Source organism: Companilactobacillus nuruki (assembly GCF_002872255.1).
GTDB lineage: Bacteria > Bacillota > Bacilli > Lactobacillales > Lactobacillaceae > Companilactobacillus > Companilactobacillus nuruki.
The window spans coordinates 13,358-37,054 of sequence record NZ_NIPR01000014.1 but is presented as its reverse complement, the minus strand read 5'-3'; the positions used below and the strand labels follow the sequence as shown (position 1 = coordinate 37,054).

24 protein-coding genes are annotated in these 23,697 nt (G+C 34.7%); 3 read left to right on the top strand and 21 right to left on the bottom strand.

What is annotated here, in order from left to right:
• Positions 1-8 precede the first annotated feature (8 nt).
• The 12 genes from CBP76_RS06050 to rpsU form a co-directional block, all read right to left on the bottom strand.
• Positions 9-1,205 (bottom strand): SAM-dependent methyltransferase, encoded by a 1,197-nt coding sequence (locus tag CBP76_RS06050; RefSeq protein ID WP_102196051.1) that lies wholly within the window; start codon positions 1,203-1,205, stop codon positions 9-11.
• Between the two features lie 120 nt (positions 1,206-1,325).
• Positions 1,326-1,922 carry an NADPH-dependent FMN reductase gene (locus tag CBP76_RS06045; RefSeq protein ID WP_102196050.1) on the bottom strand — a complete coding sequence of 199 codons (597 nt, stop codon included), beginning with the start codon at positions 1,920-1,922 and terminating at the stop codon, positions 1,326-1,328.
• A gap of 85 nt (positions 1,923-2,007) precedes the next feature.
• A complete protein-coding gene (gene rpoD, locus CBP76_RS06040) occupies positions 2,008-3,126 on the bottom strand; it encodes an RNA polymerase sigma factor RpoD (RefSeq protein WP_102196049.1) in 1,119 nt (372 codons plus the stop codon).
• 22 nt (positions 3,127-3,148) lie between these two features.
• On the bottom strand, positions 3,149-4,975 hold the full coding sequence (dnaG, locus tag CBP76_RS06035; RefSeq protein WP_102196048.1) for a DNA primase: 1,827 nt from the start codon (positions 4,973-4,975) through the stop codon (positions 3,149-3,151).
• 340 nt (positions 4,976-5,315) lie between these two features.
• Entirely contained in the window at positions 5,316-7,376 is a 2,061-nt protein-coding gene (glyS, locus tag CBP76_RS06030; protein WP_102196047.1) for a glycine--tRNA ligase subunit beta, read from the bottom strand.
• Positions 7,369-8,280, bottom strand: coding sequence for a glycine--tRNA ligase subunit alpha (gene glyQ, locus CBP76_RS06025; RefSeq protein WP_102196046.1), 912 nt, complete (start codon positions 8,278-8,280; stop codon positions 7,369-7,371). The genes glyS and glyQ overlap by 8 nt, the downstream gene beginning before the upstream one ends.
• Before the next feature lie 224 nt (positions 8,281-8,504).
• Complete coding sequence (gene recO / locus CBP76_RS06020) at positions 8,505-9,263, bottom strand: DNA repair protein RecO (RefSeq protein WP_102196045.1); 759 nt, start codon at positions 9,261-9,263, stop codon at positions 8,505-8,507.
• Complete coding sequence (gene era / locus CBP76_RS06015) at positions 9,263-10,177, bottom strand: GTPase Era (protein WP_102196044.1); 915 nt, start codon at positions 10,175-10,177, stop codon at positions 9,263-9,265. The genes recO and era overlap by 1 nt, the downstream gene beginning before the upstream one ends.
• A 2-nt stretch (positions 10,178-10,179) precedes the next feature.
• A complete protein-coding gene (locus CBP76_RS06010; RefSeq protein ID WP_166667203.1) occupies positions 10,180-10,581 on the bottom strand; it encodes a cytidine deaminase in 402 nt (133 codons plus the stop codon).
• A gap of 101 nt (positions 10,582-10,682) precedes the next feature.
• Positions 10,683-11,153: an rRNA maturation RNase YbeY gene (ybeY, locus tag CBP76_RS06005; protein ID WP_102196043.1), complete on the bottom strand. Its 471-nt coding sequence runs from the start codon at positions 11,151-11,153 to the stop codon at positions 10,683-10,685.
• A 15-nt stretch (positions 11,154-11,168) separates the two neighbouring features.
• Positions 11,169-12,146 (bottom strand): PhoH family protein, encoded by a 978-nt coding sequence (locus tag CBP76_RS06000; RefSeq protein ID WP_102196042.1) that lies wholly within the window; start codon positions 12,144-12,146, stop codon positions 11,169-11,171.
• Positions 12,147-12,251: 105 nt separating this feature from the next.
• Positions 12,252-12,434: a 30S ribosomal protein S21 gene (rpsU, locus tag CBP76_RS05995; RefSeq protein ID WP_010019742.1), complete on the bottom strand. Its 183-nt coding sequence runs from the start codon at positions 12,432-12,434 to the stop codon at positions 12,252-12,254.
• A 123-nt stretch (positions 12,435-12,557) separates the two neighbouring features.
• Here rpsU and CBP76_RS05990 point away from each other — a divergent pair, with 123 nt between their 5' ends.
• Positions 12,558-13,376, top strand: coding sequence for a pyruvate, water dikinase regulatory protein (locus CBP76_RS05990; RefSeq protein ID WP_102196041.1), 819 nt, complete (start codon positions 12,558-12,560; stop codon positions 13,374-13,376).
• 70 nt (positions 13,377-13,446) lie between these two features.
• Here CBP76_RS05990 and CBP76_RS05985 read toward each other — a convergent pair whose 3' ends face one another.
• From CBP76_RS05985 to hisS, 6 genes are all read right to left on the bottom strand, one after another.
• Complete coding sequence (locus CBP76_RS05985; RefSeq protein ID WP_102196040.1) at positions 13,447-14,343, bottom strand: deoxyribonuclease IV; 897 nt, start codon at positions 14,341-14,343, stop codon at positions 13,447-13,449.
• A 202-nt stretch (positions 14,344-14,545) separates the two neighbouring features.
• Entirely contained in the window at positions 14,546-15,424 is an 879-nt protein-coding gene (locus CBP76_RS05980) for a YitT family protein (RefSeq protein ID WP_102196039.1), read from the bottom strand.
• A gap of 66 nt (positions 15,425-15,490) precedes the next feature.
• The gene (gene msrA, locus CBP76_RS05975; RefSeq protein WP_102196038.1) at positions 15,491-16,009 is read right to left on the bottom strand and encodes a peptide-methionine (S)-S-oxide reductase MsrA; all 519 of its coding nucleotides are present in this window, start codon (positions 16,007-16,009) and stop codon (positions 15,491-15,493) included.
• Positions 16,010-16,453, bottom strand: coding sequence for a peptide-methionine (R)-S-oxide reductase MsrB (gene msrB, locus CBP76_RS05970; protein WP_102196037.1), 444 nt, complete (start codon positions 16,451-16,453; stop codon positions 16,010-16,012).
• A 270-nt stretch (positions 16,454-16,723) separates the two neighbouring features.
• A complete protein-coding gene (aspS, locus tag CBP76_RS05965; RefSeq protein ID WP_102196036.1) occupies positions 16,724-18,493 on the bottom strand; it encodes an aspartate--tRNA ligase in 1,770 nt (589 codons plus the stop codon).
• Between the two features lie 2 nt (positions 18,494-18,495).
• Positions 18,496-19,767, bottom strand: a complete 1,272-nt coding sequence (gene hisS / locus CBP76_RS05960; RefSeq protein WP_102196035.1) for a histidine--tRNA ligase — start codon at positions 19,765-19,767, stop codon at positions 18,496-18,498.
• A 469-nt stretch (positions 19,768-20,236) separates the two neighbouring features.
• On the opposite strand from hisS, the gene CBP76_RS05955 reads away from it, so the two are divergent.
• Positions 20,237-21,541, top strand: coding sequence for an N-acetylmuramoyl-L-alanine amidase family protein (locus CBP76_RS05955; protein WP_102196034.1), 1,305 nt, complete (start codon positions 20,237-20,239; stop codon positions 21,539-21,541).
• Positions 21,542-21,640: 99 nt separating this feature from the next.
• Positions 21,641-22,156, top strand: a complete 516-nt coding sequence (locus CBP76_RS05950) for a histidine phosphatase family protein (protein ID WP_102196033.1) — start codon at positions 21,641-21,643, stop codon at positions 22,154-22,156.
• Positions 22,157-22,222: 66 nt separating this feature from the next.
• Here CBP76_RS05950 and CBP76_RS05945 read toward each other — a convergent pair whose 3' ends face one another.
• From CBP76_RS05945 to dtd, 3 genes are read right to left on the bottom strand one after another with little or no spacing between them, the layout of a single operon-like run.
• On the bottom strand, positions 22,223-22,633 hold the full coding sequence (locus tag CBP76_RS05945; protein WP_102196032.1) for a hypothetical protein: 411 nt from the start codon (positions 22,631-22,633) through the stop codon (positions 22,223-22,225).
• Complete coding sequence (locus CBP76_RS05940; protein ID WP_102196031.1) at positions 22,633-23,256, bottom strand: HAD-IIIA family hydrolase; 624 nt, start codon at positions 23,254-23,256, stop codon at positions 22,633-22,635. Before CBP76_RS05940 ends, CBP76_RS05945 begins: the two co-directional genes overlap by 1 nt.
• Positions 23,257-23,258: 2 nt before the next feature.
• Entirely contained in the window at positions 23,259-23,696 is a 438-nt protein-coding gene (gene dtd / locus CBP76_RS05935; protein ID WP_102196030.1) for a D-aminoacyl-tRNA deacylase, read from the bottom strand.
• Position 23,697: the final 1 nt, after the last annotated feature.

Sequence of the window (23,697 nt, the reverse complement as noted above, 5' to 3'; positions counted from 1 at the left end):
TTTAACCTCTATTCCGCAGTCTTTTTATCTAAGTCTGTCATATATTCACGTGTCATTGGCATTGCTGTACCACTAGGTCCATTTGTCAATAAGAACTGTATTACATCAATGTTACCACTTTCAAATGATGCAGCACAGGCTTGAAGATACAAGTCCCACATACGAACAAATCTTTCTCCATACATTTCATCAACTTTGTCTTCAACCTTATGGAAGTTACGATCCCAAATTTCAACGGTCTTTTGATAATGACGACGTAATGGTTCAAGATCATCAATTTGCAAACCTGCATCTAAAATATGACCAACGTTTTCTTTAACATCAGGAATATAACCACCTGGGAAAATATATTTAACCAACCATGCATCAACACCAACACCATAATGTTGACCTGTAATACCATGAATTAATGCATTACCATCTTGTTTTAGAAGCTTTTTAACGGTTTCAAAATAACCAGGTAGGTTTTCCTTACCAACATGCTCAAACATACCGACGGAAACAACATGATCAAATTTTTCGCTAACTTCACGATAATCCTCTAGCATAACCTCCATTTGGTCTCCTAAATTTTCATCTTGAATCTTTTGATTAACATAATCATATTGCTCTTGACTAAGAGTAACACCCTTAGCCTTCAGGCCATACTCCTTAGCAGCGGTGAACATCATAGTTCCCCAACCACAACCGATATCAAGAATAGTTTCGCCAGGTTTAGTATTGAGTTTATTTAAAATATGATGAACTTTATTCATTTGGGCCTGTTCTAATGTGTCCTCAGGAGTTCTAAAATAAGCACATGAGTAAGTCATTGTATCATCAAGCCATAACTTGTAGAAATCATTACCAATATCATAATGTTCTTGGATCTCTTTTTTATTTCCTTCTTCAGTATGGCTGAACTTAGGAATATACTTCTTTAATTTCAAACTAGACATAAAACTATCAGATTGAGTATATGCTGAAGTAATCAATTTTTGAATTGAACCTTCGATCTCAATCTTTTTGTCCATGTATGCTTCACCTAACGTTAAAGTAGCATGTTTAACAACATCTGAAATTGGAACCTTTTCATTAAACTTTATAGTTATATCAGACTTTCCCTCTGGTCCATAACTTTTTTCTTTGCCATCCCAAAAAACAACTTTAATTGGAATAGTAAAAGAGCGTGAAAATATTTCGTCGTAAATCTTTTTATCTAACATAACATCCTCCAAAAAATAGATATATTAATTGTAAATCAAATTATGAAAAAATATAAATAAAAAAGCTTCTTTTTCAGAAACATATTGAAATTTTTGTCCGATTTTTCTACACTTACATTTTTATTTCTTGTTCAAAAATGGATTTTGTTTCAAAACCTTACTATAAAATTCAATATCACTAAAGGCCTCATGTAGGCGTTTTTCAAAATGAATACTATTTTTAACGAGCATATCCAAGCCACCCTGAGTAAAATTAGTATCCGCATCCCATAACAAAACTGGCGTCGGCAAAACTATCATCTTTAACATTTGTAGAATGGGAACAATTGCATTAGCGGCCAATACCCCTCCGTCTGAATAATACGAGTATGTAATAATTTGAACTGGTTTATGATCAACTTCAAGGCCAACAAAGTCCAAAGCATTCTTTAAAACGCCGCTAATTGAATGATCATACTCTGGCGATAAAATAATATAACCATCCTGTTGTTTTAATGTATCTAACCATTTGACCTCATTATTATTCAATTCATTGATATGACCACCAAGAGGTATTTCTTCATGATCATAAAATGGTAACGAATAGTCTTTTAATGGTATCCAGGTATATTCAGTTTCCTCATTATCAAAAAAAGTGTTTTCCAAATATTGGAATATCTTCATTCCCAATGAATTTGTTCTAACCGTTCCTAAAATTACTCCAATTTTTACAGTCATTACTTACTCCTTAAACTTTCAAGATATCTACCAAATATAAAAAAGGCTACCCTTTCGGGCAGCCTTACTGATTATAAGCCATTCATTATTCAAGAAAATCTTTAAGTTGCTTAGATCTTGATGGGTGACGTAGCTTTCTCAAGGCCTTGGCTTCAATCTGACGGATTCTTTCACGAGTAACACCGAAGACTTTACCAACTTCCTCAAGTGTTCTAGTACGACCATCATCTAGACCAAAACGCAAACGTAAAACATTTTCTTCACGATCAGTTAATGTATCCAAAACATTTTCCAATTGTTCTTTCAACAATTCATATGATGCATGATCCTCAGGACTAGTTGCATCAGAATCTTCAATGAAATCGCCAAGATGAGAATCATCCTCTTCACCAATAGGTGTTTCCAATGAAACTGGTTCTTGAGCAATCTTCAATATATCACGAACCTTGCCCGTAGGCATATCCATTTCAGCACCAATTTCTTCGGGAAGAGGTTCACGACCCAAATCTTGTAACAATTGACGTTGAATTCTGATCAATTTATTAATTGTTTCGACCATATGAACTGGGATACGAATAGTTCTAGCTTGATCAGCAATGGCACGAGTAATGGCCTGTCTGATCCACCATGTTGCATAAGTTGAGAACTTAAATCCTAGTCGATAATCAAACTTTTCAACAGCCTTCATTAGACCCATATTACCTTCTTGAATTAGATCCAAGAACTGCATGCCACGTCCAACATATCTCTTAGCAATTGAAACAACCAAACGCAAGTTAGCTTCGGCTAATTTTTGCTTAGCCTCTTCATCACCCTGTTCAATTTTCAAAGCTAAATCAACTTCTTGTTGAGCATTAAGCAATGGAACACGACCAATTTCCTTAAGATACATACGAACAGGATCATTTACCTTAATATCAGTTGGTGCGGTGGTATCGTTCTTTTTAGACTTGCTTTCTTCTTTCTTTTCCTTTAGAAGTGCAAGTTTACTTGGATTGCCCTTGTCATCAACAACACCAATACCAACATCTTCAAGTTCACTAACAAAATTAGTTAATGCATCACCCTTAAGTTTATAAGGCTTGATAATTTTTTCTTGAAGATCGTCTTCAGTGATTTTTCCGGTCTTTTTAAGATCTTTAATTAATTTCTTTGTTGCTGCTTTTAATTCTTTTGATACTGCTGGTTTCTTAGTAGCTGCCATATATATTATTCCTCCAGTATACTTAATTGCTAAGGATTCTTCTTACATCAATCAACTTTTGAGTTAATTGTAACTGTAACTGATTGTCACCAACCATCGCCGCCTTCTTAAGCTGTTCTTGAATTTCTTCCAGTTGATCTTCTAAACTAGAATTTTTAACATTATTAATATAATCATCAATTTCTTGGTCAGTATATTCTTCTGGCATATTCATCATTTCAAGTTCAGCCAATAGATTCTTGTCATCATCCGTCAGCAAATTCATAAAATCAGAAATATTTATCTCTTCTTCATTCAAATCCTGCTGTTCAACATATGATAATAATGAATCAAAAATACGCTGATAATTCTGATGAACAAAGCGAAAACCATTACCTTTAAGATTAATTCTAATCTCTGGATAATTAATCGCCCAATATAATAAGAAGCGTTCCGATTTCTCTAAACGACCATACTTTTGTCGTACACTCGAAGTAGTTTTTTCTAAAGTTTTTTGCTGGACGTCTTTATAATTGTTAGCTGGTTTTTGAATCTCTTGTTGGCGTCTTAAGGAATCTAATTCCTTATTGATAGCATCTTTTGAAACATGCATCTCATCAGCAACTTTACCAACATACATATCGATTTCCACTGGTGACTGTAACTTAACTATTTCTTGCAATGACTGATTCAAAAACTCTAACTGATCATGCTCATTATTTAAGTTATAATTACGCTTAAAATAATTCAAAATAAAAGCAATAGGCGTTTGAACACCATTATTTGTTAAACTTTGAAACTTCTCAGGACCTTCACTTCTAATATATTCATCAGGGTCCTTTTTATCTGGAATACTGATTACGCCATAATTAAAACGTTCGTCAGTTAACTGAGTTAATGCTCGATAAGTCGCCTCAACACCAGGATCGTCGCCGTCATAACAAACATTAATCTTATTAGTCAACCGACTCAAAACATAGAGTTGTTGGTCCGTCAAACTTGTACCCATTGACGCTACACCATTAGTAACTCCAGCCTTATATGCACTAATAACATCCATAAATCCTTCAAAAAGAATTACATTGCCCTTTTCCCGAATCTCTCTCTTTGCATTATTCAGATTGAATAGTGTTTTACCCTTATTGAAAATTTCGGTTTCAGGACTATTAAGATATTTAGCCGTAGAAGCCTCTTTATCCAAAATACGTCCTGAAAAAGCAATGATATTTCCAGACTCATCAGTGATAGGAATCATTACTCGATCACGAAAACGATCAAATAATTCTCCTTCCTGATTTTCAGCGAATAATCCTGATTTTCTTAGAATTTCTTCACTAATATCACGGTCTTTAAAGAATTGTAACAACAAATTGTTATTATTAGGTGCATAGCCAATACCAAAAGTCTGAATCAAATCATCTTCAAGGTCACGATTTCTCAGATATTTCAAAGCTGGAGTACCATTTTCAGTCTTCATCAGAATATGGCTATATAGCTTAGCCGCATCTGAATACATTTTTAACAATGTTTGACTATCAGAATTTTGATATTGTTCATTACGAGCCTCATATTGGTCAGGTACAGAAATATTGCCCATTTGAGCAACTTCAATTACAGCTTCTGGGAAAGTTTTGTTTTCCATCTCCATAATGAATTTATAAACATTTCCACCACGACCACAACTAAAACAATGAAAAATTTGTTTGTCCTCTGCTACTGAAAACGATGGAGTTCGTTCTTCATGAAACGGGCAAAGTCCAAACAAATTTTTACCAGATTTTTTTAGTTGTACATATTTACTAATAACATCGACAATATTTGTCTTCGAGGTAACTTCATCAATGAACTCCTGAGGAATTCTCGTTGCCATGGCCGTCACCTCCTCATACGTTTATCAACCGAAGAAACATAATCTAACACATCTATTTATAAAAAACAAACATGTTAAACCATTGTACCAGTGGCACTGAAATAAAAAAGTGCTCCCACAAAAAGTGCAAACTGGGACCACTAGCCACTTGTCAAATATTTATTATACACGGTTTCATATAGAAGTCACGTTATTTACTCTTAAAATTGATTTTATTTTACCTCTTTTGCCTAATATTGGAATACTTAGCTAAAATGTCGCATGATGAAAACCAAGTAAAAAAATACCTAGAACAATTGTTTTCAATTATTCTAGGTATTTTTTATTATAATTTATATTTCTACTTAGTAACGATCTTAGACAAATCACCAAGTCTAGCAATCAAATGATTAGCCATAACCAATTGAGTTAATCTGTTATTCTTGATTTTTTCATCTTTAGCCATAATCATATTTTCATCAAAATACGAATCAATTACTGGACGCATTGCAGCCAATTGTTTAAATAATTCGTCTGCACTGTCATCGTTAATTTGTTCAACTTGTTCTTTCAGTTGAGATTCAGAAGGATTTTCAAACAATGACCCATCAACTGTCAAGTCATCTGAGTAACCAAACTTAGCCTTCTTAGATAAGTTGGCAATTCTACCAAGTGCTTCCATAACAACCTTGAAGTCATCGTCATCAATATGGTTTTGAAGAACTTGAGCAACATCAATCATAGCAATTGGATCAATATTTGAACCTGAAGCGACTGCATCAATAATATCGTTTCTGATACCTTTTTGATTTAACAATTGACGAACACGGTCAATCATAAAATCACTGATGGCCTTTTCATTCTTACCCAAGTCCAACTTAGCAGGCACCGTTAAATTAGTTTTTAGATAATCTTGTAAATCTTCAAGATTCAATGACCATTGATATTGATCCAAAATTCTAATGACACCATAGGCTTGACGGCGCAGTGCATATGGATCATTTGAACCACTAGGAATCAAATCAACAGCATAGAATGTTATTAATGAATCAATTTTGTCGGCAATTGCCAAAGCAGCACCAACTTTAGTTTCAGGCAATGAACCTTCAGCTGAAATTGGCATATAGTGTTCACGAACAGCTTGAGAAACAGATTGTGTTTCGCCCATAATCTCAGCATACTTTTCACCCATGACACCTTGTAACTCTGGGAATTCATCAACCATACTTGTTACTAGATCAAATTTATAAATATCACTGGCACGTAACAAATCTTTCCTTTCTGTATCTGAGAAATTAAACAAATCTGCCAAATGATCAGCAATTTGATGAACACGAGCCATTTTCTCATACATCGTACCGATCTTAACGTGGAAGTTAACTGTCTTAAGTTTCTCAACATAATCAGCAATTGTTTTCTTTTGATCTTCTTTGAAGAAGAAATCAGCATCCTCTAAGCGAGCTACAAGAACTTTTTCATTACCGCGAATAACATTTTCAATATGCTCAGTATTACCATTTCTAACACCAATGAAGTATGGAGCAAGTTTGCCATCTTGGTCACGAACATAGAAATATCTTTGATTATCTTTCATTGAAGTAATAAGAACTTCCTCAGGAATCTCCAAATATTTCTTATCAAACGAGCCGAAGAAGGTTGTTGGGAACTCAACTAGGTTGTTAACTTCTTCAAGTAAATCTGGGTCAACATCGATATCCCAATTATTATCCTTTGAAATCTTGTCAATTTGATCTGAGATAATCTGTTTACGTTCTTTAGCATCAACAATTACAAATTCAGTTCTCAATTTCTCAATATAATTCTTAGCATCATCAATTTCAATATCTTCGCCTAAGAATCTATGACCACGAGTCATACGACCTGATTCAATATCCAATATCTTTACAGGTACTTCTTTATCATCAAGTAATGAAACCAACCAATGAATTGGACGAATATATTCAAAATCATATGAACCCCAACGCATTCTTGTTGGGAATGTAATTGACTTAATAACCTCATCCATATGTGTCAAAACAGTTTCTACTTTTTGACCATCTTCATGTTTTTGAATATAAGCGTACTCAACGCCTTTTAATTCCTCAAAGAAAATGTCATCAGCCGTCATCCCCTGGCCACGAGCAAATCCTTGTGCTGCTTTAGTCCAGTTCCCATCAGCATCTTGAGCAATTTTCTTTGAAGGACCTTTAGCCTTGACATCAATATCAGTTTGTTTTTCAGCAATTCCCTTAACCAAAATAGTTAAGCGTCTAGGAGTAGAAAACTTTTCGATTGAATCGAAAGAAATACGATTTTCTTTAAGAAACTTCTCAGCTTTTTGGGCAAATTGGTTAACACTCTTAGTTACAACATGAGCTGGCATTTCTTCCAATCCAATTTCTAATAAATAATTTTTAGTCATTTCCATTCTCCTTTACTGCTTCGCTATTTGCTAAAAGTGGGAATCCCAGCTTCTCTCTTTCTTCAACAAAGGCCTTAGCTACCTTATGAGCCATCTTTCTGATACGTGACAAAAATGCTGCACGTTCAGTAACAGAAACGGCTCCACGTGCATCTAACAAGTTAAATGTATGCGAACATTTTAAAATATAATCATAAGCTGGATGAACTAATCCTAGATCCATTAAACGATTTGCTTCTTTTTCATATTCATCAAAAAATTTGAACAACATGTCTTGATTACTTTCTTCAAATGAATATTTTGAATGTTCATATTCTGGTTCCTTGAAGATATCCCCATATAAAACACCGTCGCCCCACTCTAGGTCATAAACTGAATTTACATCTTGAATATATGAAGCCAGACGTTCAACACCATAAGTAATCTCACTCGTCGTTGGATGACATTGTAAACCACCTACTTGTTGGAAATATGTGAATTGAGAAACTTCCATTCCATCAAGCCAAACTTCCCAACCAACACCGGCACAACCCATTGATGGATTCTCCCAGTTATCTTCAACGAAACGAATATCATGTTCCAAAGGTTCAATTCCCAAAGCACGTAATGAGTCCAGATAATACTCTTGAATGTTTTCTGGAGCTGGTTTCATAACAACTTGGAATTGATGATGTTGATACAAACGATTAGGATTTTCACCATAACGGCCATCAGCTGGACGTCTTGATGGTTCCACGTAAGCTGCGTTCCAAGGTTCTGGTCCAATAGCACGTAAGAACGTATATGGACTCATTGTTCCGGCACCCTTTTCAGTATCATAAGCTTGCATTAACATACAACCTTTATCACCCCAGAATCTCTGAAGTGTGAGAATCATATTTTGAACATTTAATTTCTTTACCATTTTTTCTCCCTTCGAATGGAACAAAAAAATCCCTTGCAGTGTACACTTAGGCACTTTCTGCAAGGGACGAGTATTCGCGGTTCCACCCTAATTCAGGACTTATGTCCTGCACTTTTATATTCTAATTAAATAAATCGCCATAAATCTAATCGAAGCTTTCACTATTCTTCGTCGCTGTTTCAACAATAATCAATATAACCATTTTTGTGTCAGTTGTCAATTAGCTAAAAGCGAACTCGCTTCATCTTGTCGATGAAAGTTTTACTCTTAGGATAATAACCAACTGTACCTAAATAGATAGCATCGATAGCATGTTGAATCAAGTCTTTATTATTTTCTTTAATTTCAATCTTACCTACTTGGTCGAAACTTATTTTACTAAACAACCGTAAAAAGTAAACAATTCGTTTAGGAATATGTAACCGATGAATATCATTATCAAAGTGCTTTGAACAGATGATTCCACCAAGTAAAACTGAGAAATCAAAGACTCCCTCCGTCTCACCACCAATTACACAAGAATCCATATTGGGCGAAACACCAAAAGCAACTAATAATTTCATTTGCATGATATTAACGATGATCTGAGCATCATAGCCATTTTCAATGTACAACAAGGCTTTAAAAAGCATTCGATACCATGTATCCGGCACTGGATCATCGATAAAAGCCTCATGATATAAATCAAATAAAAAAGTTGCATAAGCATTTAATTCAATATCTTGAACAATTTCATCAAATTGTTTGATGTCGGAGGCCGAATTCAAATAGGATAATCCATCTTCCTTGATAATTCCTGAGTATTCACCATAGGAAAAAGTTATCACTGAACCAGATATTTTTGACTTTGCTGTCTGTGTACCTCGAACTAAAAAGGTTTTGAAACCATAATCTCTAGTCAAAATTGTGACTAAAGCATCCCGTTCCTTATAACGTTGACGTCTAACTACGATTCCAAAAAAATTAGTTGACGTTTGTGCCATTAATTATTCAAATCCTTTGTTGAGTAACCAGCACTTGCTAAGAATGCTGGATCATCACGCCAATTTTTCTTAACACGAACCCAAAGTTTTAGATTGATTTTCTCGCCAAGTAAATGTTCTATCTTGATTCGGGAACCAATACCAATGTCTTTTAACATTGAACCGCCGCGTCCAATAACAATTGGCTTTTGGCTGTCACGTTCGACATAGATATAGGCTTCAACCTGAAGTTTCCCAGCTTCACTACGTTGATTCATCGATTCTACTACTACAGCGATTGAATGAGGAATTTCATCACGTGTTGATTCCAGAATCTTTTCACGGATCAATTCTCCAACAATGAAATATTCGGGATGATCGGTAATTTGATCATCATCGTAATATTTTGGACCTTCTGGTAAATCTTTTGTTAAAGTATCCATCAAGTCATCAACATTAATCCCTAGTGAAGCAGAGATAGGAATAACCTCTGCGAAATCCATTAAATCTTTGTACTCGTCAATTTGTGGTGCAATTTCATCAGGATTGATTAAATCTATTTTGTTAAGAATCAAGAACACTGGTGCCTTGACTTTCTTCAATTCTTCAATGATAAATTTATCTCCAGGGCCTGACTTCTCACCAGCTTCAGTCATGAATAAAACAGCATCAACTTCTTTAAGTGCTGAGATAGCAGCCTTATCCATGTATTGGTCCAAATCATTATGTGGTTTGTGAATACCAGGCGTATCTAAGAAAATAATCTGACGTTTATCATCGGTAAAAATACCTTGAATCTTATTACGCGTTGTTTGTGGTTTTGGTGATGTGATAGCAATTTGTTCTTTAATAATACGATTCATAAATGTTGATTTACCAACATTTGGTCGTCCTATAATGGCTACAAAGCCTGATTTATAATTTTTATTGTCCATAATTAATCCATGTCCTTATCACTGAATGCTAGTGGCAAAATTTCCTTAAAAGTATATTCTTTGAAGTCATTCTTTTGATTAGCTAAAAAAACAACATCGTCTGAATCCATGAATTCTCCCATGACCTGACGACAAGCTCCACAAGGCTTAGATTTGATATCCGTTCCATTAACAATAACAATAGCCAGAACCCTTTTTGCGCCCTCTGAAATGGCCTTAAAAATAGCTGTTCTTTCAGCACAATTTGTTAATCCATACGATGCGTTTTCAACATTAACGCCTGAATAAATCTTGCCATCATTACATAAAATAGCTGCTCCCACTCTATAATGCGAATAAGGAACATAGGCATTTTCCATTGCCTTGTTAGCAACATCAAATAATTGCTTTTCGTTAATTTCCACTAGCTCAGTCTCCCTTTTTATATATCTCAATTAACAATTATAATACAAGAGATTGTTTAAAAAAAAGAATATGAAGCCTTTTGCCTTCATATTCTTTTCATTTATTTCTCTAAGCCATATGCGCTAAGAATTTTTTCTTGTAAACCAATCATGACCTTTTCTTCATCAGGTTTGATGTGATCATAACCGTTTAGATGCAAGATACCATGAACAATCGTATATCCAAGTTCACGATCAAAAGAATGTTCATAATCCTTGGCATGTTCATCAACAATCTCAACACTTATGAACAAGTCGCCCAAATCAACTGGCAAGTCAGGAATTTGTTCTTCTAAGTAATCTAACGAATCCTCGCCATCGTTAATAGCAAAGCTAATAACATCAGTAGCTCGATCGGTATCACGATATTCTTTATTAATTTCATGGATTTTATCTTTAGTAACAAAATGGATTGATAATTGCGTATTATCTTTCAAATCCAACTTATTAAAAGTAAATTGAACAATATCCTTAACCCAATTCTCACGATCTTGATCAATTAAATTATCATCGTTATAAATTTCTAAGTCCATAATAATCCCCAGTAATTATTTTTCATTTTTGTCTGATACATCATAAGCATCAATAATTTCAGCTACAACCGGATGTCTAACAACATCAGCTGAACTAAAGTTAACGAACTCAACATGTGGTAAATTTTTCAAAATGGCTTGCGCTTGAACCAAACCACTACGAGTATGCCCTGGTAAATCGATCTGTGAAATATCTCCGTTTACAATCATCTTAGACCCGAAACCTAAACGTGTTAAGAACATCTTCATTTGTTCACGTGTTGTATTCTGAGCTTCATCTAAGATTACAAAGGCTTCATCCAAAGTTCTACCTCTCATATACGCCAAAGGAGCAACCTCGATCACTCCACGCTCTAAAAGCCTGCTAGTGTGATCTGATCCTAAAATAGCGTATAGGGCATCGTAGATAGGTCTCATATAAGGATCAACCTTTTCCTTTAAGTCACCAGGTAAAAATCCCAAACTTTCACCTGCTTCAACAGCTGGACGAGTCAGGATTATTCTTTGAACTGTTCCCTGTTTCAAAGCAGCAACTGCCATAACAACTGCTAAGTATGTTTTACCAGTACCAGCTGGTCCAATTCCAAAAGTAATATCATTATGATTAATGGCATTAACATATTGACGTTGGCCAAAGTTTCTTACCCTTACTGGTTTGCCACTGAAATCTTTTATCAATTCATCTTTATAAAGATCGCCAAAATAATCCAACGTCCCGCGTTCCTGCATTTTCAATCCGCTAACAATGTCAGCAGAACCCAAACTAATGCCTGTTTGCGTTAATTCAATTAATTTCTTCAAAAGCAACAGGGCCTTGTTAACATTTTCTTCAATCCCTGTTACATCCAAGCGATCACCAAAAGCATGAATTTGAACGTCAAGACCTTCCTCAATTAAATGCAAATTGCTGTCATTTACACCAAAGAGGTTAACAGCATTTTGAGGATTCTTGATTTGAATGCTTTCTTTTATTTGTTCAACTTTTTCTGCCAATAAACAAAAAACCTCCTGTATTACTTTGAATGATAGCACATTAAGCGATTTTTTTGACAAAAAAAAGGTTAAAACATAAATGTTTTAACCTTTAGAAACTATCTATTAACGACGTTTCTTATTGCGCTTACGAGCAGCCTCAGACTTCAACTTTCTCTTGACACTTGGCTTTTCGTAAAACTCACGTTTTCTATATTCTTGAAGAGTACCACTCTTTGAAACGGAACGTTTGAATCGACGAAGAGCATCATCAAGCGACTCGTTTTCACGAACGACGGTTTTTGCCATATGATAATCCCTCCTTCCGATTTCTAACGTAACTGTACTATTGCTCTTGCAGTTCATATGTTATTATAACAAAAAGAAGACATAGTTCAAATAATTTTTTACATTTTTTTGGAGGAATTTATTATGAAACAGAATTTAGACGTTTTTGTTTTATCAGATGGAGTTGGAGAAACCGCTCTACGTGTTGCTAGAGCGGCATTTATTCAATTTCCGGAAATGGATACTACTTATACCAAATATCCCTTTATAAAAAAAGATGAACAGCTAAATAAGGTCCTAGAACAGGCAAAAGCTAAAAAAGCAGTCGTTTTACACACAATTGTCTCAAAAGAAATCTGTCAAATAATCAATGAGTTTTGTCAAGATAATGGTATTGTCTATTATGACATACTGAATCCAATCATTGGGACATTCTCACAAATGACTCACCAAGAACCAATTCGTAAAAAAGGATTACTTCATGAGTTAGATAAAAATTACTTTGATATGATTTCAGCCATGGAATTCACGATTACCAATGATGATGGTCAAAATCCTAAGGGATTATTGGATGCTGATTTGGTTTTATTGGGAATCTCTAGAACCTCGAAAACACCCCTCTCGCTCTATTTAGCTAATAAAAACATTAAGGTGGCTAATTTACCATTGGGACCAACAACTAACCTCCCAGAGCAAATATGGGACGTTGATAAGAAAAAGATCATCGGACTCACTAATGATATGAACGTTCTTCTTAAAATTCGTCGTCAAAGAATGATTGCTTATGGATTAGATCCTGATACTACTTATTCCGATGAAAACGAAATAAAAAAAGAATTAGATTATTCTAATGAAATTTACAACGAACTTGGCTGTCCGGTAATTAATGTTGCCGATCGTTCAATTGAAGAAACTGCCGCTATAATTATGGAAAAACTTAATTTTAATGGTTACCAAAAATAGAATATATTAACTTAAAAATGCTAGTTCAGCCTATCGGGGCCTGAATTAGCATTTTTTATTTGGATAGATTCTATTCTTGAATCAATTTTTCTTTCATATCGGGATCGAATTCATTATTACGTAGCATTTCAATTTCTAGTTTATAAGGGGCTATCCCCTTTTTGTCATCATCATTCTTTTTAACATAAGGTGTTTCCATAATCTTAGGGACATTTTCTAATTGTGGGTGATGAGCCACATAGCTTAAAGCATCAAAACCAATTGTTCCAAAACCAATATCTTCATGACGATCTTTATGTGAACCGGGTTCATTTTTCGAGTCATTTAAATGAATTACAGATAATTTATCCAAGCCAATAATATGATCAAACTCATTTAAAACACCATCAAAATCATTCTTAATATCATAACCCGCATCGCTCATATGACAAGTATCCATTGTGACAGATAACTTATCATTTTTCTGACAATTATTAAAAATCTCAGCAATTTGTTCAAAACTAGTTCCAACCTCAGTCCCCTTACCCGCCATTGTTTCAATTGCAATCGAAACTTTTTGATTAGGATCAATAGCCTCATTCAAAGCTTGTCCTATTTGTTTGAGTGCTACATCTGGACCTTGTTTAAGATGCGCTCCAGGATGAAAACTCAAAGCTTCAATACCTAGAGCATCAGCTCGTTTAATCTCATCATGTATAAAGGAAATACCAAAAGATAAATTCTCTGGTTTGATTGTGTTTCCTAAATTAATAATATATGGTGCATGGCCAATTATGTGGTCAATGCCATAAAGTTTCAATAAACGTTGTCCCTCTTCAATATTCATCTCAGAAATATCTTTTCGACGAGTATTTTGAGGTGCACCAGTAAAAATCATCATTGCATTTGCATTATAGCTATGTGCTTCTTTAGCCGATCCTACTAACATGTTAGGAGCCTTCATAGCAACATGAGAACCTATTATCATCAAAAACACTCCTTAAAAGTTTAAAATATATCAAAACTCCTTCAATTGTAACATAGTCAATTTTTCTTTAACTTTATATTGCTTAATCCAGTTTAAGAAAAAAATACAATTTAATTTTGCTTAAAAGAATGGCACTAGTAAAATCAAAATATGATTTTACTAGTGCCATTCAACTTAATTCGAATTCTAAGCGTGTTTGTTTTTAATAAATGTGTGCCTGATAGAATCGTCCCATAACTTTTACAGTGTCAGTAACACTAACAAAAGCATGCGGGTCAGACAGAGACATTGCAGTTCCTAAATCATGTAATTCTGAACGAGAAATAACTGTAAAGAGAATAGTTTTTTCCTCATGCTTATATGCGCCCTCAGCATCGTGAACAATAGTAATACCGCGTCTCATTTCATTTTGAATCTGAGTAATAACATTTTTAGGTTTGGAGGTTACGATCATAACTTGTAATTTTTGATCCTTATTATAAATCATATCAATAACTTGTCCGTTGATAAAAATACTTACAGCACTATATAGTGCATGTACCCAACCAAATAAGAAGCCTGCACATGCAACAATAAAAACATTAAAAATAATGTTAATAGTTCCAACGCTCTTACCGGTTTTCTTACGTAAAATAATTCCCAAAATATCGATACCACCGGTAGAAATCCCGTTTCTCAATGACATTCCTGTACCGAAACCATTAGCCACCGCACCAAAGATTGCACAGACTAAAGGATCAGCCGTAATCTTCACAGGTGGTAGCAAGTGCATCATCATACTGGCTAAAGCAACCGCAATTACTGTAAAAATGGTAAATTTGTGATCGATCTTTCGCCATGATAAAACAAATAATGGCGCATTTAATGCAAAATACATAACAGCTGTCGAAATATTAAACGGCAACCATCGATGCGAAATCGTTGATACCAATTGTGCAGCACCTGTAACACCTGAACCATAAATCCCACCAGGTGTCCAAAACATGTTAACCGCAATTGATACAGCAATTGAATATATAAATGCTGTTGAAATTTTGGATAAGTTCTGATGCCTTTCGATCAGCTTATCTAATTCACCCATACTAAAATTTCTCCTAATTGTCTTAAACTACCTAAACATAGTAGCACAAAACAAGGAAATTTCAGCTTATTTCCGATGTTTTTTAATAAATTCGGCACGTCCGCCACTTTCTTCAAGTTCAAAACGTTCAGGATTCTTCTTATAGAAATCTTGATGGTAATCTTCAGCAGGATAAAATGTCGTAGCTGGTTGAATCTCAGTTACGATTGGATCATCGAATATTCCTGATTCAGCAAGATTTCTCTTTGAATTCTCTGCTATTTTCTTTTGCTCTTCATTGGCATAAAAAATTATTGGACGATAACTATCGCCACGATCTTGAAATTGTCCCATAGCATCAGTTGGATCAGCTATTTGCCAATATATTTCAACTAGATCCTTATATGAGATAACATCAGCATCATAAGTAATTTCAACTGATTCAGCATGCCCAGTAGTTTCAGTACAAACTTGCTCATAAGTTGGATTGGCCACATGACCTCCACAGTAACCCGATACAACCGAGATAATTCCTGGTTGTTCGTCAAATGGTTTAACCATACACCAGAAACAACCTCCAGCAAAAATTGCAGTTTCCTTTTTCATTTATTCAGCATCTCCATCTTCGACATATTTTTTATAATCGGAATATCCTTTTTGATCCATTTCATCATAAGGAACAAATTTCAAGGCAGCAGAATTAATACAGTATCTTAAACCACCCAATTCTTCAGGTCCATCCGTGAAAACATGTCCCAAATGGGAATCGGCACTACCACTTCTAACCTCAGTTCTTTCACGACTCAAACGAGTGTCACGCTTTTCTTTCAACTTAGCAATTGGTTCACTAAATGAAGGCCAGCCACAACCAGCATCATATTTTTTTGCTGATGAAAATAATGGCTCGCCACTAGTTACATCAACGTAAATACCCTTCTTATAAAAATCATCATATTTACCACTAAATGGACGCTCAGTGGCAGCGTTTTGAGTGACCTCCAATTCCTCTTCAGTCAGATTGGTTAAATCCTTTTTATATTCATTTGACATAGAATCACTCCTTCTCAAGGTATAGTTCTAGTATAAACTTCCGAAGTATTAAATCTACCAATTTGCTCAGACAATTACAGGCACAATCTTTTCAGAGCTTGAATTTTACACAATTTAAATTATTTTTTAATGTTTTTTTAATAATCATATTTTCTATTGAGAACTATAGTTTCCACAAAACTAATTTTGCCCCTATACTCTACCGATAATTTTCTTTTACAAAAAAAGAGCCAACCCATAATCATAGGTTGGCCTCTTATTTATATTTAACTAATCTTTTTTACTTACTTCAATTCCAAGATCATCCAATTGTTGTTTAGCAACCTCAAGTGGTGCATGTGTCATTGGTTCAGTAGCATTTGAATTCTTAGGGAATGCAATCACATCACGAATGTTATCTTTGCCTGAAAGCAACATTGCAAAGCGATCCAAGCCAATAGCCAAACCACCATGTGGAGGACAACCATATTGCAAAGCATCTAGTAAGAAACCAAATTGTTCATATGCTTTTTCTTTAGTAAAGTCCAAAGCTTTAAGCATCTTTTCTTGAATCTTGTAATCATGAATACGAATTGATCCACCACCAAGTTCATAACCATTAAGAACAATATCATAACTTTGAGCATATGCTTTATGAGGATCTTCACCATCATTTAGATAATGAACATCTTCCTCATTTGGCATTGTAAATGGATGATGAGCGGCCGTCCAACGTTGGATTCCTTCGTCATACTCAAACAATGGCCAGTTAACAACCCAAATGAAAGCAAATTCATTTGGATCATACAAGTGTTGTTCTTTAGCAATAGCCTTTCTCAAGTAGCCAAGTGAATCGGCAACGATCTTTTTGTTTGAGGCTACGAAAAGTAATAAGTCATCATTTTCTAGACCAAGTTTTTCAACAAGTTCAGCTTCTTGATCCTTGATAAACTTAGCAACGCCACCTGTAAGCTCATTGTCATTGTACTTAGTCCATGCAAGACCTTTAGCACCAAAACGCTTGATATATTCTTGATAAGCCTCGATATTTTTTCTTGAATACTTGTCAGCTCCACCCTTAACGACGATAGCCTTAACCTGGCCACCATCATCAATAGCACCTTTAAAGACTTTGAATCCACTATCTTTAAACGTTTCTGACAAGTCCTGCAATTCCATGCCGAAACGTACATCGGGTTTATCTGAACCAAAACGAGCCATAGCATCGTCCCATTCGATTCTTGGGAATGGTGTTTTAACATCAATTCCCTTTTCATCCTTCATAACACGAGCAATAAGTCCTTCAGTAACAGTTTGAATTTCTTCCTTGCTCATAAATGAAGTTTCGATATCAATCTGTGTAAATTCTGGTTGACGATCTCCACGAAGATCTTCATCACGGAAACAATGTGCTAGTTGGAAATAACGATCAAATCCACCGACCATCAACAATTGTTTGAATAATTGTGGTGATTGAGGAAGAGCGAAGAAACGTCCTGGATAAACACGTGATGGAACAAGATAATCACGAGCACCTTCTGGTGTCGATGGTGTTAGATTAGGTGTTTCAATATCAATAAATCCGTTATCATATAAATACTCATTAACTGAATGTTTGATTTGGGCACGAGTTCTGATAGCCTTTTGCATTTCGGGTCTACGAAGATCAAGATAACGATACTTTAGTTTTGTTTCTTCTGATGAATCAATACCATCCTTAATTTCAAATGGTGGTGTAATTGATTTGTTGAGCACCTCAACCTTTTCAACAACAACCTCAACCTTACCTGTTGTCATTTCATCATTAGTAGCACCTTCGCCACGTAATCTTACGGTACCCAAAACATTCACAACATATTCTGAACGTAATGTTTCAGCAATATCAAGTGCCTCTTGGTTATCAGTATTAAAAACTAATTGTACAATTCCCTTATAATCTCTAAGGTCAACAAAAATTAAACCACCTAAATCACGGCGTCGTTGTACCCATCCATCTAAAGAGACTTTCTTACCAACATACTCTTCAGTAATGTTGCCACAATAATCTGTTCTTTCTTCCATGTTTATCCCTCGATTTTTTTCAATTCTTCGGCTAAGTTTTCTAACGATACACTAACTTGATCCCCTGTTGCCATATTTTTAACATTAGCTGTATCGTTTTCCAGTTCTGTATCACCAATTGTTATAGTGTATTTTGCGTTCAAATTATTAGCTGTCTTAAATTGTGCCTTAATCTTTCTTTGCAAATAATCTTTATCTGCAACAAATCCTGCTCTGCGTAAACTTGATAATATTTTAACTGAAGCACGTTCTGCCTTTTCACCAATTGTAACCAAGTAAACATCCAAATTTGATTGGTTTGGGATATCTTCATCCTTTAACAATAGCATCAAACGTTCAACACCAAGGCCAAAACCAATACCAGGAGTTTCTGGACCGCCAAGTTCTTCAACAAGTCCATTGTAGCGGCCACCAGCCAAAACGGTTATTTCTTTGTTATCAAACGCTGGATCAGTTACCATAAATTCAAAAATTGTGTGATTATAGTAATCCAATCCACGAACCATAGTTGAATCAACTTCATAATTAATATTTAAATCATCTAACAATGATTGAAGATATTCAAATCTCTTCTTAGAAGCTTCATTTAGGTAATCCAAAATTGAAGGAGCATTAGCAACGATTTTCTTATCATTAGAATCTTTACTATCAAGAATACGTAATGGATTTTTTTCCAAACGAACTTTTGAATCATCACTTAATTGATCTTTAAAGGGTGTGAAATAATCTACCAAGGCTTTATGATAAGCTGCCCGCGATTCCGGATCCCCTAAAGAATTCAAGGCTACTTTTAGATTTTTAATTCCTAAACGATTCAAGAACTCTAAACCTACTGAAATAATTTCAGCATCTAATTCAGGTGAATCAGAACCGAATGCCTCAACACCAATTTGATGGAACTGACGCTGACGACCTGATTGAGGTCGTTCATATCTAAACATTGGTCCCTTATACCAAACTTTATAGGGTTTGATATGTTCTGGTCCATAGAGTTTATTTTCAACGTATGCACGAACAACTCCGGCCGTTCCTTCGGGTCTTAGTGCAATGTGTCGATCCCCTTTATCCTTGAAATCATACATTTCCTTTGAAACAATATCAGATGTGTCACCTGATGATCTTTCAAAGACCTCGTATGATTCAAAAATAGGCGTTCTAATTTCTGAAAAACGATACTTGTTAAAAGTATCCTGAGCAATAGATTCAACATATTGCCACTTTTCTGAATCTCCTGGCAAAATATCCATTGTTCCCTTTGGTTTTTGATAACGCATAAAATCCTCCTTAATAAAAAACACCCTTGTCCAAATAAGACAAGGGTGCATTTTGCACGGTACCACCTAGTTTTTTTGCTGCAGTTAACGCCTGCCAAACGATTAAAAAGTCACACAATCAATCGTTATCTGCTCTCAGCACCCAGATTCTCTGTAAAACGACTTATTTGATTACGAATATAGTTATAAACTATCCAAAATAAGGCCAAAAGTCAAGTTCTCTCAAAATATTTGTTTTAATTAATCAATAACAATATACATCATGTTCTGGATAAGTAACTTCGTAAAATTTGTTGAAATAACTATATTTTAACTTCAAAACCAATGTTTTTCGCTTTTTATACGAACAAAGGTTCCATAAACACAAACTTTCTTAATAAATTTGTATTCTATTCTTTCAAGTTTCTTCTTAATTAAGTAATATATACATATAGAATGTCGGTATTTAGACAACAAAGGAATCAGTGAAATGAAAAAAATTATTAAATTTTTTATGAAGAACCGAATTCTTGTTGCCATTTTGTTGTTACTTGCTCTGTCAAGTTGGTCAACCGTTGCATTAGCCAGCGCCAATGCCGTAATTGTTCAATCTGATTCTGTCAATGTTCGTGTTGGTCCTGGACTGGCCTACGCCAATATGGGTCAAGTAAAAAAAGGTGACAAATTAGCCATCTTAGCTGAAAAAAACAAATGGTATCAAGTTAGATTATCCGGAGACAAAATTGGCTGGGTTGCCAGCTGGTTGATCGATAACACCGATGTCAGTTCGGCAACCAATAAAGTTGGAATTGTAAAAGTCCCTAATACGACTGTTTTTAAGAGTGCTGATGCTAACAGTAATGTTTTGGGTACGATTGAGCAGTCACAAAAGGTCACTATAATGTATCAAGAACAAGATTGGACCCAAATTCTTTATAACGGAACTGCCGGTTGGGTCAAGTCCAACTTCATTCAAGGTACTCAAGAAACTTCTGGATCAACTAATAATTCTAATACTTCTAGTGATGACAGTATAAAAAAAGTTACCATTACACAGCCAAATACCAAATTGAGAATCGAGCCTAGCCAAGACGGTCGAGTTATTAAAACCGTTAAGGTTGGCAAGCAATTTGATTATTTAAGCAAGACTGGAAAATGGTATAAAGTTCGTGACTCAGACGGTTCTGTTGGTTATGTTGCCAGTTGGGTTGTTACGATTTCTGGTACTAAGAGTGCTGTCAAATCAGCCGCTACTAATATATCGGAGGCAACAATCGTCATTGATCCTGGACATGGTGGTGATGATTCTGGAGCTGAGTCCAAAAAGAGCACCTATGAAAAGAACTTCACTCTTGCATATGCTAAGGCTATTAAACAGCAACTTGAACAAACTGGTGCTAGAGTCGTAATGACTAGATCTGGAGATGATAGTAAGTCACTTGGAGATAGAGCCAGACTATCCAGCAAAATACAAGCAGATGCTTTCATAAGTTTGCACTTTGATTCAACTCCTCAGGCGAATGCAGCTTCTGGAGTCACGACCTACTATTACAACAAGAATAAAGATGGTGAATTAGCAACTGATCTCAATAGCCAACTTAAGAGTTTGTCTATTGGAAATCGTGGAACAGCCCAAAAAGATTTATATGTTCTTCATTACAATAGTCAGCCATCCGTTTTGATTGAATTAGGTTACATTAATTCTAAATCTGACTATAAATACATTGATTCTGATTCTTACAAACAGGAAGTTGCTAAAGATATAACTAATGGTTTAAAGGAGTATTTCAAATAACCCAAACAAGAATCGATTTAACGAACACTTTAAAGTGATTGCTAAATCGATTTTTTTATTTCTATTTTGTTATAGTATAAACTATACGGAGGCTTAATAATGAAAGTGTATTTAATCAGACATTCCGAACCTGATTTCTCTCAGGTTGATAAAGCAGGTTATACCGGATTGGCTAGAGATCTAACCCGATTAACTCCTAAAGGGATAGAAATTGCTGAGAAAGCAGCTCAAGATCCCATTTTTAATGAAGTCCAGTTATTATTAATTTCCCCATATACTCGTACTATGCAAACTGCTCAAGAAATTTTAAAATACAAACAAATACCAACTCAGGTTGAATTATTATTACACGAATGGCGTCCTGACAAATCAGGTACACAAAAACCAACTGATAAACAAGTTCAACAGGCCTATAATGATTATCTTAATGAAACACATCACTCATCTCTTGATTTCGAAACTAAAGATGAAGTTAAACATCGTGTAGATTCTGTCTTAGATCAATACAAGAATAAATATGATTGTATTGCCTGTGTTACTCATGGTGGTGTAATTGCGCAAATGACTGGTGAAACAGTTATTCCTTACTGTGGAATCTATAAAATAGAATATTAATAGGACCATATCAAACAATTTTTGTCTGATATGATCCTATTTTTTGTAGTACTTAATTTCTGTGGGCTAATTCCCCTTATATGGATGAATACAATCCGCTAAACGAGATTGTATATAATTAATCTCAGTTTTTTTCAATTCACGGCTGTCCTTAATTGTTTTGACTAATCCCATAATGGTATCTTTTTCCATATCATTTTCTAAATCCAGGCAATAACCATTACGGCGCAAGAAAAAGTCCATTGTTGCAATAGCCGTTTGCATATTATATTTTTCAAAAATATCGTCACAAATGATGGTACAGAACAAATGCGTCAAATAAACATTTAAATCATCAAACTGATTAATAAATTCAACATCGCTTTGAAGACGCTTTTCACTGAAAGTAATTTCCTCATCATCTTCAATTGCTAAATGTATAGCCACAATTTGATCATATGTTAACTTTTCTAGTTTCTTTTCCATATTATTATCCATTAAAGTATCTCTTCGATTTCTAGTACATCACTAACCTTGTAGTCATAAGCAAAATCAACATTATCACTATTTAGAAGAATTGTTTGTGCACCAACATTCTTACCAAAATCTAGGTCAATTTGACGATCTCCAATAGTCCAAAGTTCATTAGCTGTTAATTTATATTTATCTATTAAGTAATTAAGCATTTCAGGATCAGGTTTTCGTTTATGATTATCAGCGACACTAACGACCTCTGTAAAATAGTTTGCAATTCCTAATGATCTTACCAAGTCGTAAATTGATTGATCACGATGAGTTACTATAAACTGCTCATAGCCCTTTTCTTTACAAAACTCCAACACATTTTTAATATGTGGCATCAAAGTAATTTTATCGTGATATTCTTTCTCATAACGAAAATAAGAAACATAAAAAATCTTAACTGCTTGGTCAACATTTTCTTCATTATTTAAAATTTCAGTTACAAACTTTCTTATTGAAGTCTTTTTTGCTTCCTTAAAAATAGTATCTTTCGATAGACTAATGCCAAAATTTTCACGTAGAGATTTTTGTGTAGCTGAAACAATCCCTGAATAACTATTGGCAATAGTGTCATCAAAGTCCCAAACAATACTTTTCATAATCATCTCTCCATTAAAATAGTAACTGGTCCATCATTTGTCAATGATACTTGCATATCAGCGCCAAATTCTCCAGTCTCAACAATCAAGCCACGACCACGTAATAAATCATTAAATTGATCATATTTTTTACTAGATATTTCAAAATTACCCGCTCCAATAAAGCTTGGTCGATTTCCATGTTTAGTATCAGCATACAATGTAAATTGCGAAATTGATAGAATTTTACCACCAATATCTTGAATAGATAAATTCATTTTGTCATCTTCATCTGAAAAGACTCTCATATTAGCAATTTTTCGTGCCATGTACTCCAAAGTTTCATCAGTATCTTCGTCTGCAAAGGCGACTAACAAACAAAATCCCTGATCAATCTGACCAAGGGTTTTATCATCTACAGTAACTTTGGCATTAGATACTCGTTGAATCACAACTTTCATC

What these genes read in the sequence shown, in the direction of transcription:
- recO (WP_102196045.1), bottom strand. Translation starts at nt 9,263, where the DNA reads ATGGCACAAACGTCAACTAATTTTTTTGGAATCGTAGTTAGACGTCAA.
- CBP76_RS05955 (WP_102196034.1), top strand. Translation starts at nt 20,237, where the DNA reads ATGAAAAAAATTATTAAATTTTTTATGAAGAACCGAATTCTTGTTGCC.
- dnaG (WP_102196048.1), bottom strand. Translation starts at nt 4,975, where the DNA reads ATGGCAACGAGAATTCCTCAGGAGTTCATTGATGAAGTTACCTCGAAG.
- dtd (WP_102196030.1), bottom strand. Translation starts at nt 23,696, where the DNA reads ATGAAAGTTGTGATTCAACGAGTATCTAATGCCAAAGTTACTGTAGAT.
- CBP76_RS06045 (WP_102196050.1), bottom strand. Translation starts at nt 1,922, where the DNA reads ATGACTGTAAAAATTGGAGTAATTTTAGGAACGGTTAGAACAAATTCA.
- msrA (WP_102196038.1), bottom strand. Translation starts at nt 16,009, where the DNA reads ATGAAAAAGGAAACTGCAATTTTTGCTGGAGGTTGTTTCTGGTGTATG.
- msrB (WP_102196037.1), bottom strand. Translation starts at nt 16,453, where the DNA reads ATGTCAAATGAATATAAAAAGGATTTAACCAATCTGACTGAAGAGGAA.
- ybeY (WP_102196043.1), bottom strand. Translation starts at nt 11,153, where the DNA reads ATGGACTTAGAAATTTATAACGATGATAATTTAATTGATCAAGATCGT.
- rpoD (WP_102196049.1), bottom strand. Translation starts at nt 3,126, where the DNA reads ATGGCAGCTACTAAGAAACCAGCAGTATCAAAAGAATTAAAAGCAGCA.
- hisS (WP_102196035.1), bottom strand. Translation starts at nt 19,767, where the DNA reads ATGCGTTATCAAAAACCAAAGGGAACAATGGATATTTTGCCAGGAGAT.
- CBP76_RS05950 (WP_102196033.1), top strand. Translation starts at nt 21,641, where the DNA reads ATGAAAGTGTATTTAATCAGACATTCCGAACCTGATTTCTCTCAGGTT.
- CBP76_RS05990 (WP_102196041.1), top strand. Translation starts at nt 12,558, where the DNA reads ATGAAACAGAATTTAGACGTTTTTGTTTTATCAGATGGAGTTGGAGAA.
- CBP76_RS05945 (WP_102196032.1), bottom strand. Translation starts at nt 22,633, where the DNA reads ATGGATAATAATATGGAAAAGAAACTAGAAAAGTTAACATATGATCAA.
- era (WP_102196044.1), bottom strand. Translation starts at nt 10,177, where the DNA reads ATGGACAATAAAAATTATAAATCAGGCTTTGTAGCCATTATAGGACGA.
- glyQ (WP_102196046.1), bottom strand. Translation starts at nt 8,280, where the DNA reads ATGGTAAAGAAATTAAATGTTCAAAATATGATTCTCACACTTCAGAGA.
- CBP76_RS06050 (WP_102196051.1), bottom strand. Translation starts at nt 1,205, where the DNA reads ATGTTAGATAAAAAGATTTACGACGAAATATTTTCACGCTCTTTTACT.
- CBP76_RS05980 (WP_102196039.1), bottom strand. Translation starts at nt 15,424, where the DNA reads ATGGGTGAATTAGATAAGCTGATCGAAAGGCATCAGAACTTATCCAAA.
- aspS (WP_102196036.1), bottom strand. Translation starts at nt 18,493, where the DNA reads ATGGAAGAAAGAACAGATTATTGTGGCAACATTACTGAAGAGTATGTT.
- rpsU (WP_010019742.1), bottom strand. Translation starts at nt 12,434, where the DNA reads ATGGCAAAAACCGTCGTTCGTGAAAACGAGTCGCTTGATGATGCTCTT.
- CBP76_RS05940 (WP_102196031.1), bottom strand. Translation starts at nt 23,256, where the DNA reads ATGAAAAGTATTGTTTGGGACTTTGATGACACTATTGCCAATAGTTAT.
- glyS (WP_102196047.1), bottom strand. Translation starts at nt 7,376, where the DNA reads ATGACTAAAAATTATTTATTAGAAATTGGATTGGAAGAAATGCCAGCT.
- CBP76_RS05985 (WP_102196040.1), bottom strand. Translation starts at nt 14,343, where the DNA reads ATGATAATAGGTTCTCATGTTGCTATGAAGGCTCCTAACATGTTAGTA.